This is a genomic window from Micromonospora sp. CB01531, from assembly GCF_001905095.1.
Classification (GTDB): Bacteria; Actinomycetota; Actinomycetes; order Mycobacteriales; family Micromonosporaceae; genus Micromonospora.
In genome coordinates, this window is the sequence record NZ_LWLS01000116.1 from 249,223 (window position 1) to 261,184 (window position 11,962).

The 11,962-nt window shown below is 71.1% G+C and carries 7 protein-coding genes and 1 tRNA gene; 6 read left to right on the forward strand and 2 right to left on the reverse strand.

Translation table 11 applies throughout. The features are described from left to right. Positions 1–35 precede the first annotated feature (35 nt). Positions 36–2,576: a sensor histidine kinase gene (locus A6A27_RS36305; protein WP_073839169.1), complete on the forward strand. Its 2,541-nt coding sequence runs from the start codon at positions 36–38 to the stop codon at positions 2,574–2,576. After that, complete coding sequence (locus tag A6A27_RS36310; protein WP_073839170.1) at positions 2,573–3,253, forward strand: response regulator; 681 nt, start codon at positions 2,573–2,575, stop codon at positions 3,251–3,253. Before A6A27_RS36305 ends, A6A27_RS36310 begins: the two co-directional genes overlap by 4 nt. A gap of 31 nt (positions 3,254–3,284) precedes the next feature. On the opposite strand, the gene A6A27_RS36315 is transcribed toward A6A27_RS36310, so the two are convergent. After that, positions 3,285–4,043 carry a class I SAM-dependent methyltransferase gene (locus A6A27_RS36315; RefSeq protein WP_073839171.1) on the reverse strand — a complete coding sequence of 253 codons (759 nt, stop codon included), beginning with the start codon at positions 4,041–4,043 and terminating at the stop codon, positions 3,285–3,287. 376 nt (positions 4,044–4,419) lie between these two features. Continuing rightward, positions 4,420–4,495: transfer RNA gene (locus A6A27_RS36320), tRNA-Arg, on the reverse strand. Between the two features lie 634 nt (positions 4,496–5,129). Between A6A27_RS36320 and A6A27_RS36325 the strand changes: the two genes are divergently transcribed. The 4 genes from A6A27_RS36325 to A6A27_RS36340 all read left to right on the forward strand — a co-directional run. After that, on the forward strand, positions 5,130–5,753 hold the full coding sequence (locus A6A27_RS36325) for a hypothetical protein (RefSeq protein ID WP_073839172.1): 624 nt from the start codon (positions 5,130–5,132) through the stop codon (positions 5,751–5,753). 290 nt (positions 5,754–6,043) lie between these two features. Continuing rightward, positions 6,044–7,036: a hypothetical protein gene (locus tag A6A27_RS46545; protein ID WP_073839173.1), complete on the forward strand. Its 993-nt coding sequence runs from the start codon at positions 6,044–6,046 to the stop codon at positions 7,034–7,036. Positions 7,037–7,424: 388 nt separating this feature from the next. Continuing rightward, the gene (locus A6A27_RS36335) at positions 7,425–9,302 is read left to right on the forward strand and encodes an AfsR/SARP family transcriptional regulator (RefSeq protein WP_073839174.1); all 1,878 of its coding nucleotides are present in this window, start codon (positions 7,425–7,427) and stop codon (positions 9,300–9,302) included. Between the two features lie 128 nt (positions 9,303–9,430). After that, the coding region (locus tag A6A27_RS36340; protein ID WP_143194351.1) for a DNRLRE domain-containing protein at positions 9,431–11,962 on the forward strand (2,532 nt) is incomplete at its 3' end.

Sequence of the window (11,962 nt, forward strand, 5' to 3'; positions counted from 1 at the left end):
GCACCGCCTTCCAGCAATCAGGGAGGATCGTTTCCGTGGCAAGGGGAGAGCTCCGCATCTACCTCGGGGCCGCCCCCGGCGTCGGCAAGACGTACGCGATGCTGGAGGAGGCCCAGCGGCGGGCCGAGCGGGGCACCGACGTGGTGATCGGCCTGGTCGAGACCCACGGCCGGCCGCACACCGCAGCGATGATCGGGGACCTCGAGGTGGTGCCCCGACACACGGTGACCCACCGGGGCGTCGAGTTCACCGAGATGGACCTCGACGCGGTGCTGGCCCGCCGGCCCGAGGTCGCCGTGGTCGACGAGCTGGCGCACACCAACGTGCCCGGCTCCCGGCACGAGAAGCGCTGGCAGGACGTCCAGGAGCTGCTCGACGCCGGGATCAGCGTGCTGTCGACCGTCAACATCCAGCACCTCGAGTCGCTCAACGACGTGGTCGCGCAGATCACCGGTGTCACCCAGCGGGAGACGCTGCCGGACCAGGTGGTGCGGGCCGCCGAGCAGGTCGAGCTGGTCGACATGACCCCGGAGGCGCTGCGTCGCCGGATGGCCCACGGCAACATCTACCGCCCCGACAAGATCGACGCTGCGCTGGGCAACTACTTCCGGGTCGGCAACCTGACCGCGCTGCGCGAACTGGCGCTGCTCTGGCTCGCCGACAAGGTCGACGAGCAGCTCGACGCGTACCGCGCCCAGCAGGGCATCTCGGCCACCTGGGAGGCCCGGGAGCGGGTGGTGGTGGCGCTCACCGGCGGCCCGGAGGGGGACACGCTGATCCGCCGCGCGGCCCGGATCGCCGCCCGCAGCAAGGGCGCCGACCTGCTCGCCGTGCATGTGGCCCGCAGCGACGGCCTGGCCGGCGCGGACCCGGCCCAGCTGGCCCGGCAGCGGGTGCTGGTGGAGAGCCTGGGCGGGACGTACCACCAGGTGCTCGGCACCGACGTCCCGGCGGCGCTGCTGGACTTCGCTCGCGGGGTCAACGCCACCCAGCTCGTGCTCGGCGCCAGCCGGCGGGGACGCTTCGCCCAGCTGCTGTCCCGGGGGGTCGGCGTCACCACCACCGCGCTGTCCGGGGCGATCGACGTGCACCTGGTCACGCACGCCGAGGTCGGGCGGGGGCGGCGCGGTGCCGCGGTGCCCGCCGCGCTGTCCCGGCGGCGCCGGCTGCTGGGGTTCGCGCTCGCCGTGCTCGGCATGCCCGCCCTGACCGGGCTGCTGTGGGTGCTGCCCGACCTCATGCTGACCAACGACATCCTGCTATTCCTCGCCGGCGTGGTCGGCGTCGCGCTGGTGGGTGGACTGTGGCCGGCGCTGGTCGCCGCGCTGGGTGGTTCCCTGCTGCTGAACTGGTTCTTCACCCCGCCCTACTACACGCTGACGATCGCCGAGGCGGACAACCTCCTCGCGCTCGGCGTCTTCGTCGGCGTCGCGGTCGCGGTGAGCTGGGTGGTCGACGTGGCCGCCCGGCGTACCCGGGAGGCGGCGCGGGCCTCCGCCGACGCGCAGACCCTGGCCACCGTCGCCGGCGGGGTGCTGCGCGGCGAGCGGCCGCTGCGGGCGCTCCTGGACCGGCTGCGGGAAACCTTCGCGCTGCGCGCGGTGAGCGTGCTGGAACTGGTGGCCGAGGCCGAGGGACGCCCCGGCCGGGCCCAGGAGGAGGCGGCCTGGCGGGTGGTGGCCGCCGTCGGCGACCGGCCGCCGGGCAGCCCGGGCGCCGGGGAGACCGCCGTGCCGGTGGACGAGCGGCTCACCGTGGTCCTCGCCGGACGGCGGCTCGAGGCCGCCGACCGGCGGGTGGTCGAGGCGTTCGCCGCCCAGGCCGCCGTCGCGCTGCGCCAGGAACGCCTCGCCGAGGAGGCCGCCACCGCCCGGCCGCTCGCCGAAGCCGACCGGATGCGCACCGCGCTGCTCGCCGCGGTCAGCCACGACCTGCGTACGCCGCTGGCCTCGGCGAAGGCGGCGGTGAGCAGCCTGCGCAGTCACGACGTGGAGTTCGGCGCGGACGACCGGGAGGAGCTGGTGGCCACCGCCGACGAGTCCCTGGACCGGCTCGGCCGGTTGGTGGCGAACCTGCTCGACATGAGCCGGCTCCAGGCCGGCGTACTCGGCGTGACCGCCACCGCGGTCGGGCTGGAGGACGTCGTACCCCGGGCCCTGGACGAACTCGGACCGGCGGCTGCCGACGTCACCACCGACATCCCCGCCGACCTGCCGGCGGCCACCGCCGACCCGGGCCTGCTGGAACGGGTGCTGGTCAACATCGTGGCCAACGCCCTGCGGCACAGCCCGCCCGGGCAGCCGCCCACCATCACCGCCAGCGTCCACGCCGGGCAGGTGGAGCTGCGGGTCATCGACACCGGCCCGGGCATCCCCGAGGACCAGTGGGAGCACGTCTTCCTGCCGTTCCAGCGCCTCGGCGACCGGGACAACCAGACCGGGGTGGGCCTCGGGCTCGCACTGTCCCGCGGACTCGCCGAGGCGATGGGTGGCAGCATCACCCCCGAGACCACCCCGGGTGGGGGGCTGACCATGGTGCTGCGGCTGCCCGCCGCCGAGGAGAGGGGGGTCCGGTGACCCGCATCCTGGTCGTGGACGACGAACCGCAGATCCTGCGCGCCCTGCGGATCAACCTGCGCGCCCGCGGCTACGACGTCCAGGTCGCCGAGACCGGTGCCGCCGCGCTCAAGGCCGCCGCCAGCCACCCGCCGGACCTGGTGGTGCTCGATCTCGGGTTGCCCGATCTGGACGGCGTCGACGTGATCCGCGGTCTGCGCGGCTGGACCGCCGTGCCGATCATCGTGCTCTCCGGCCGGGCCGGCAGCGAGGACAAGGTCTCCGCCCTCGACGCCGGCGCGGACGACTACGTCACCAAGCCGTTCGGCGTGGACGAGTTGCTCGCCCGCATCCGGGCCGTCACCCGTCGGCTCGGCGGCGCCACCCCGGCCGCCCCCGCTCTCCGGATCGGCCAGCACACCGTCGACCTGGCCGACCGGACGGTCACCCGGGACGATGGCGTCGAGGTCAAGCTCACCCCCACCCAGTGGGCCATGCTGGAGAAGCTGCTCCGCAACCCGGGCAAGCTGATCAGCCAGCGGCAGCTGCTGCACGACGTCTGGGGCCCGGAGTACCACCATGAGACCAACTACCTGCGGCAGTTCATGGCACAGCTGCGCCGCAAGCTGGAGGACGACCCGGCTCGGCCCCGGCACCTGATCACAGAGCCGGGCATGGGCTACCGCTACCGCCCCTGATCCGGCTCTCCTTGCGGTCCGTCGCCGCCGCTCACCGGAGGGCCGCGACGGCGGCGTCGCCGCCGTTGCGCCAGTGCACGCCGGCCTCGGTGAACCCCGCCGCCCGGAGGGCGTCGAGGTGCCAGGCGGCCGGCGGTGTCCACTCGGGACTGTGGCCGGTCGGGTAGATCTGCCGGCGCTTCTCGGCGAGCGGGGCGAGACCGGGGTCGGCACCGACCTGGTCCCACCAGGCCGACCAGGAGAGGGCCGCCCCGGCCGCGTGCCGCGCCTCGCGGTGGGCGTGGGCGCGTGCGGTCAGGCGGGTGCTGAGCGCGGGCAGGGCGTCGTCGGGCATGTGGTCGGCGTTGACGAACACGCCGCCGGGCCGGAGCAGCCCGTGGAGCTCGCCGTACAGGGTGGCCAGGCGCGGGGCGTCGAGCCAGTGCAGGGCGGTGGCCGTGAGGACCGCGTCGAACTCGCGGTGCGGCAGGGCCGCTACCCAGTCGGGGGTGTTGAGGTCGGCCGTGACGACCGTGGCCCGCCCGGCCAGGGACGCCTCGGCGATGGCCAGCAGCACGGGGTCGAGGTCGACGAGGGTGACCTCGGCCCGGGGGAAGCGGGCCAGCGCCCGCAGGCTGATCGAGCCGGTGCCGCCGGCCAGGTCGAGCAGCCGTGGGCGGTCACCGTCCACCACGGCGTCGACCGCGTCGAGCATCGCGGTGATCCGGTGTTCCCGGTCCGGCAGGTACGCCTCCTGCTGCCGGTCCCAGCTTTCCTGCCAGGCGCGCGGGTCAAACTCGTAAGGACTCATAGTGCCGACGCTAGTTACCGGCGCGGCGGGTTGTCCAGAGCTGTGGCGGAGTTGTTGCAAATAGTTGGCAATTGCAGGGAGATTGCCACAAGCCACGAGCCAGTGTTGCGGGTCTCGCCGCCACCCGGTGTGTTCGCCTAGCCCAGGGACGGAGCGCCCTCCGATGCCTTTCGTCGGCCTGCGCGATCCGATCGCCGGAGCCGGTGTGGATCCGACATTGGTGGGGCCATCGGTGAGACTGGAATTGATGTCGAGCTCAGTCTGCGGCCTCTTCAGGCCACCGACGCGAGACGGAGGTGCCGCCCCGGCCGGACAACCTGGATCGGTCCCGGACGTGCCGGACGGCGGAGAAGGCGATCGTTGACCAAGGCGATGCTGGTGCCCCCGGCAGGATTCGAACCTGCGACACACGGTTTAGGAAACCGTTGCTCTATCCCCTGAGCTACGAGGGCGCGAGCGCTCAGTCTAGCGACCTGCGCGTCGACCCGGGATGCCAGGGAGCCGCCCAGGTTGACCAGCCCGCTGCGCTGGTTGATGACCGAGCGCCGAGTCAGGTGGGTGCGGGCGGGGCAATGAGCCACCGTTGGCAGCGGCTTGTCGAGCGGCGCCGAATTCCCTTCGCATACTTCAATGGACGTCGATTTGCCCGGTGTGTCGGTGGGTGGCGGTGTGGCAATGAAGAGCAGAATTGGGGGCCTTGGCACAAGGATGAGGCGTTCCGTTCGGAGGTGTCCGTTGTTGTGGTGTCGCGGCCGACTGGCTCGGTGGACGCTGCGCGGGGCACTCCTGGTCGGTGGTGCGCTCGGCGTGTGGGCTGTTCACGATGCGATCGCGGATGACGTGGCTCATGCTGTCGAGTCCGCCCAGGCTTGCCCGCATGGTCACCTGCTTGGTGCCGGCGGAGCGATTCTCGGCGGCTCCGTCGGCTCCTCGCCCGCTGGTTCGGCCATGCCTGGTCAGCCAGTCCGCGCCGGCGCTGATGTGACAGTTGCGAACCTGGGCCAGCCGCTGACAGCCGTGGTGACACCGGCACGAGTACCTGCGGGCAAACCCGACCGAGCGGAGGGTGCTACGGCAGTGCCGGGCATGGAGAGGGGCGTCGAGGCGGTCATCGGGGTGACGCGTCCGGTCGTGGACCTGGCGTCGCCGGTGGTCGCGGGGGTCTCCGACACCCGGCTGCTGGAGCCGGTCCGGGATGCCGTCAGGCCGGTAGCCGAGCCGATCGTTGACGTTCTGCCTCCCGCCCTGGCCCCGGTGCTCGGGCTGACCCAGCCGATCATCGGTGCACCCGCCGTGCCTCCGCCTTCTTCCGGCGCTCCGGCCGAGGGGGCGCCGACACCGGCCCGGCACGCGTCGACCGCTGGCGCCCGCGCCACGATCGCCCGCCCTGTGCTGCCGGTCGTTGCGACTCACCCGGAAGTTCCGCCACCGGAGGTTCCGGCCAAGCCGACAAGTCGGGATGAGGTGCCAGCGGGCGATGGCGAGATGGTTCAGGTGTCCTGGCCGGGCGATCCGGAGGGAACCCCCGGAGTGACGCCTGCCGCCCCCGTCAGCACGGCCGGGACCGGCTCCGCCACCGCCGGGACGGGCATCCTCGCCGACGCGTCACCTCGTTGCTGGTCGTCGGACCTACAACTTGTCGGCTGCCGCCTCTACCGGTGCGGCAAGCTGGCGTACCGGTCGAGCCAACCGGACACCAGACCCGCCTGAGAGCCCCGGCCGCCTGGGCGAGAGCCGGAACAGCCACGGCTGGTGTGAACGATGCGGCCTGCCCCGGCAGGTCCGGCGGCGGTGTCCCCATCGCGTGCAGGAGCGCCGCGATGACTCACGCCGCTGGCAGGAGCCGCCACCGCCGCTGCCGCCTGAGCCCGACACCCGCCCGCATGGCGACGCGGTGACCTGGCCGAATGCGCTGCTCCACGCCTGATTCTGGCCGGCGCCGTCCCTCCCGCCCCGGCCGTCGTCCGCCGACCAGTCACACCCACCAACAGGAGAGGTCCGTGAGCAACACCCCGCCCGTTTGCCGTGCCCGATGGGGAGACATCCCCGAGATCGTCGATCTTGTCGCCGGCCCCTTCGCCGAGAGCGCCGTCGGCGCATGGCTCGTACCCGAAGGGCACCGCCGGCGTGACGTGCTCGCCGCCGTCATCCGGGTCTGGGCCGAACACGCTCTGCTCTTCGGCGAGGCCTACCTCCTGAAGGATCATTCCGCCGCCGCTGTGTGGCTGCACCGGTACGGTCCCGTCCCACCGCCGAATGACTATGGGGAGCGGCTCGCGGTCGCCTGCGGCGACTACCTGGACCGCTTCCTTCACCTCGACGACGTCCTGCGCGCCCACCGACCTGTCGATCCCCACAACCACCTGGCGTTCTTCAGCGTGGCACCCGTTCCCCACCGCAACCGGCGCGCCGCCACCCTGCTCGCCACCAGCAACGCCCGCATGGGCCAAGGCCTGCTCCCCACATACGCCGAGGCGACAACCACCGCCGAGCGAGACCTGTACGCCCGGCACGGCTACGTTCCCCACGAGCCATTCAGCCTGCCCGACGGCACCATCGCCTATCCCATGTGGCGCTACCCGGGACAGCGGCGGCCCGGCCACCACTCATCCACCCGAACCAGGCGCCCGGACCAGCCCGCCCGCACCCACCCGCTGAACGACCTTTCCATCCGGATCATCCTCGACACATCCGCGATAATCGCGTTCGCCAAGGGCTCGATCGCCGTGGGCGAAGCGATCGCGGCGGTTGCCGATGAGGGTGGCCTCTTCGGGCTACCTGTGATGTGCCTGGCTGAGGCATCGAGATCAGGGGCTGACCCCATCCGGCTGGACCTCCTGGTAAACCATCCAGCTGCGGCGGTGCTCACCGTTGATCCGCTCAAATGGAGGGCATTCGCCGTCATCTGTCGCAGGACCGGCCAGCTCGACACAGCGAGCGCGCTGCTTGCCGCCGCCGACCACGACTGCGCCGTCCTGAGTGAACACCCCTGATTCCGAGCGCAGCAAGCGGCCATGGCGACCGTCATGCGAGCGACAGACGAGGGAGTCTCGGCGGCTGGTGATTCGCCTCAGCGATTGCCTTCGTGCTGTCAGCTGATGGGCGGCGCTGCCAGATCGGTTGGGGCAGGCACGGTGTAGGGTGCCGGCGGCACGTTCGGTCGAGCCCGATCCCGGTGGCTCTTCGTGACGGGTCAAGGACTGAGCGTTTTCATCGGCATTTGTATTACGCGGACACGCCGCTGGAAGATATTGACGTTTGTCACGACAGGCCGTCCGGTTTGCGCCTTGCCGACCGATGAATCGCTTCCCTAGCCTGAGCGCGCTCATGGGTTTAACGGGGGAGCGCGGCATGGAACTACGGATTCGGCTTCTAGGTCCGGTGGAAGTTCTCATAAACGGCGAGGAGGTCACCCCTAGCGGGGCCAATCGGCGGGCGGTTCTGGCCGGGCTGGCCCTTGAGGCGAACCGGCCCGTCGCGCTCAATCGGCTGGCCGGCATGGTCTGGTCCGACGCCCCGCCGGCTTCCGCCGTGGCTAACCTGCGGTCGCACGTCGCCGTGTTGCGGGGCATGTTGGGTGCCCGCCTCGTCGCGCACCGAAATGCGTATGAGCTGCGGCTGGCGGCGCATGAGCTGGATGTGACCGAGTTCCAGCGCCTGGCGGGGGAGGGATGCAGCATGCTGGCTACGCCCGACCCGCTCGGCGCCATCAGGATGCTGGCCAGCGCACTGGCGCAATGGCGTGGCGCCTCCGGTGACGGGGTGCCGCGTGGCACCGCGTTGGACAACCGCTGGGCCAGCCTCGATGAGCAGCGGTTGCAGGTGTTCGAGGAGCTGGCGGAGGCCCGACTTGCCGCCGGTCAGCATGCGCTACTGCTTGCCGAACTGCGTCGTCACCTCGCCGCGCACCCGCTGCGGGAGCGGGCCTGGGGGCAGCTCATGCTCGCCCTCTACCGTTGTGGCGAGGTGCCGGCGGCGCTCGTTGTCTATCGGGATGCGCGGGCCGTCCTCAACGAACAGCTCGGTATCGAGCCCGGTGAGGCGCTGACGAGCCTGCATCGAGCGATGCTCGATCGGGCACCCGAGCTGTCGCCGGCGACACCCTCTGGGCCCCTGGTCATGCCGGCCGTCGAGACGCGGTCCGCTGCCGGCTGGGCAGTGCCGCGGGAGCTCCCGGCGGACCTGGTCACCGTCGTCGCCCGGGTCCGGGAGGCCGCCGACGTGGTCGCGGCGCTGCGCGGTCCGACACCGACCGCGGTGATCGTCACCGGTGCGGCGGGCAGCGGCAAGACCACGCTGGCGATCCGCGCCGCGCACCAGGTGGCCGCCAACTTCCCGGACGGGCAGGTCTTCGTCGACCTCGGCCACCGCAGCGCAGTGACTCCGGGTGAGGTACTGGCCCGGGTGCTGCGGGCGTTGGGAGTCGCCCCCGCCGACGTGCCCGAGGACGGCGACGAGCGGGCTGGCTGGTTCCGTTCCCTGGTCGCCGGGCGCCGGCTGCTGATGGTCGTTGACGGCGTCACGAGGGCGGCCCAGGTGCGACCGTTGATTCCCGCCGGTCCGGGGCCCGCCCTGATCGCCGTCAGTTCGCGGCAGCTCGGCAACCTGGACGGCATCCGGCGGGTAGCGCTGCGGCCGCTGGGTGCTGGGCAGGCACGGGACCTGCTGGCCGGCATTGTGGGGCGGCAACGGTTGGCGGCCGATGGAGCGGCCACGGCGGAACTGGTCCGACTGTGCGCTGGCTCGGTGCTGGCGTTGCGGATCGCTGGCGCCCGCCTGGCGCGCTGGCCCACCATGCCGGTGGCCACTCTGGCCGCCCAACTCGGAGACGACCGCCACCGGCTGGACCTGCTCGCTGACGGGGACCTGTCGGTGCGGGCCAGCCTGGCCAGCATCGTCGCCGCTGTCCGTGCCGAGGACGAGGTGGCCGGGCAGCTCCTGGAACTGCTCGGTGCCCACTCCGATGCGCCAGAACTGGCGGATCGGGCTGCCGCCCAGCTCGGGGTCAGCACCCAGCGAATCCTACGGGCCTTGGACAGCCTCGTCGACGCCCACCTGCTCCACCCGGACGGCCCCGCTGGCTACCACCTGCCGGCGCTGGTTCGTGAATACCTCGCCGAGCTGGCCGCCGTGTCGCTCGCGCCGGCGCATGTCCTGCGCGCCGGCGAATCGACCCGGCCACGGTCCGCCTGGCGGGACCTCGGTTGGCAGGGGATTGCCTCCTTTGTCGCGATGGTGCCGGTCAACGCCGTGCTGTGACCATCTTTCGGCCGGTCCCTCAGGCGCAAGCGCAGGTCAAGCGGGGAATGTCGTCCATCTATATCGGTGGGTATATCGATCATCTTTAGCCTTCACTCGTCGTGTCTCTGAGGGACCGGAGGGTGATGGTGAAGAGACGATCACGGGGCTTCCTGATCGGGGGGCTGGTGGTGGCCCTGGTGGCCACGTTGGGCGGGATGGAGGCCTTACCGGGCCGTGATTCCGACCGTGTTGACCAGGCTGCGGGCAGTGGCAAGGACGACGAGGGCGGGCTGCTGTCGCGGCTCGGCGACGCCGCGCGTGGGCTGGTCGACGGTGGCTCGGGCCGGGTGCGGCCGGAGGTGGTCAGTGCCGGGCTGTTCCAGGCCGAGAAGCCTGTGGCGGGTAGGGAGTGGCCGCCGCAGAAGCGGGTGCGGGAGTTGCCGGGTGAGCGGACGGCGAACACCAAGACGTATCAGTTGTCGGATGGTCGGACGCAGGCGGAGATTTCGGCGGTGCCGGTGCATTACCGGGACGCGCAGGGCCGGTGGCAGGCCATTGACACCACGGTCCGGCCCACCTCCGAGAAGGGGTACGTGCAGGGCAATCGCACGAACACCTTCAGCAGCCTGTTCGGTGACAGCTCGAAGGATCTGGTCCGGTTCGAGGCCGAGGGCAGGAGTCTCGAGCTGGGTTTGGCGGGCGCGGCGAAGAGCGTGACGCCGAAGGTGTCCGGTTCGACGGTGACCTATCCGGGCATCGCTGGTGGCGCGGACGTGGTGTACGACGTGACCAGCACCGCGCTGAAGGAAGAGATCGTCCTGCGGAAGCGGCCGGCTGGGCCGGTGTCGTACACGTTCACCCTGGACACCGCCGGTCTGACCGCGCAGCAGCGCGCGGACGGGTCGATCGCGTTCGTCCGTGCGAGCGGCGGCGAGCCGGTGTTCGTGATGCCGGCGCCGTTCATGTTCGACTCGAAGGACGACAAGGCCTCGCCACTGGGCAAGGTGTGGTCGGACAAGGTCACCCAGCGGGTGCAGCAGGTGTACGGGCAGACCACCGTCACCGTGTCGGCGGACGCGGCGTGGCTGACGGATCCGGCGCGGGTGTACCCGGTGGTCATCGACCCGACCATCAAGATCCAGCCGGTGCCTGACGACGCGCAGGACACGCAGATCTACTCGGCCGATCCGAACCACGCCTATGGGCAGGACCAGGTCAGGTGGCCGTTGCACGTGGGCACCACGTCGAGCGGCGCGTGGCGGTCGTTGCTGAAGTTCAACCTGAACTCGATCCCGCAGAACACGCCGATCGACGACGCTCAGTTGCAGCTGTACTACTCACAGACGCACACCGCCTGGGAGTACGACGTGCCGATGGAGGTGCGTCGGGTCCTGGAGGCCTGGGACGAGGACACGGCGACGTGGGGCACCATCAGCGGCAAGATCGCCGGCGCGCCGGCGGGCAACGTGGTGACCAAGGACGACGGGGACTCCGGGACGTCGGTGGTCGGGTCCTGGCCGTATTCGGGGAACGCGACGTTGACGCCGAAGGCGATCAACGCGGACTACCGCTACCACGGCAGTGCCAGCGCTTCGGACACCCACACCTGGGTGCCGACGATCACCGAGGCGGGTGACTACCAGGTCGAGGTGCACTACGTGGGCGAGTCGGACCGGCCCACCAACGCCCCGTACACCGTCTACTACAACGGCGGGTCGAAGACCTACCCCGTCAACCAGACCACCCCGACGGCCGCGGGTGCGTGGGTGACGTTGGGAACGCATCCGTTCGCGGCGGGCACCACCGGCAAGGTCGTCCTCAACGGTGTGCCGGGCACGACGGCGATCGCCGACGCGGTCCGGTTCACCAAGGCCGGTGCGGTGAAGAAGTACGCCAAGTCGAGCGTGTGGAACTCGTTCCCGGTGCGCAATCTGGTGCAGGACTGGGTGAACCGCACCTACCCGAACCACGGACTCATGGTCAAGGCCCTGGACGAGGCGACCAGGAGCCGGGGCGGCCCGATCTACGAGGCGTCCGAGTACGCGTACAACAACGACCGCCGCGACTTCAACCTGCCGAAGCTGGTCGTCACCTACGGCCGGCCGGGTGTGGCGGTGAACCCGCCGACCACGATCACCTCCACCGGTGCCGTGCTCGACTGGCCGGCGTACTCGGGCTCGGACATCGTCGAATACCAGGTCCACCGCAGCATCTTCCAGAACTTCACCCCGTCGGCGACGACGCTGATCGCGCCGGTGTCCACGGCGACCCGCAGCTACCAGGACACCACGGCGGTACCGACGGCGGCGGACAACACCAACCCGATGGACCGCAAGTTCTACTACTACATGGTCGCGGTGAAAACCCGCGACGGGCAGCTCATCGCCGGCCCGACGCAGCCGGCGATGCTGCCAAAGGCGGGCCAGATCACCCGGATCTACCGCACCGCGGCGACCGACGCGACGGGCTCGAACGGGGTCATCGACACCACCCTCGCCGCCGGGCGGCCGACGGAGAACGTCAACGTCTACGACGGTGACCCCTACGTCAGCCCAGGCAACAACTCGTCCTACTACGGCGACACCCGCGGCCTGGTCAAGTTCCCCACCCTGACCGGCATCCCCACCGACGCCAAGGTCGTCGGCGCCGAGCTGCGGATGTACAACACCTACCTGTAC

What these genes read in the sequence shown, in the direction of transcription:
- A6A27_RS36315 (WP_073839171.1), bottom strand. Translation starts at nt 4,043, where the DNA reads ATGAGTCCTTACGAGTTTGACCCGCGCGCCTGGCAGGAAAGCTGGGAC.
- A6A27_RS36325 (WP_073839172.1), top strand. Translation starts at nt 5,130, where the DNA reads ATGGAGAGGGGCGTCGAGGCGGTCATCGGGGTGACGCGTCCGGTCGTG.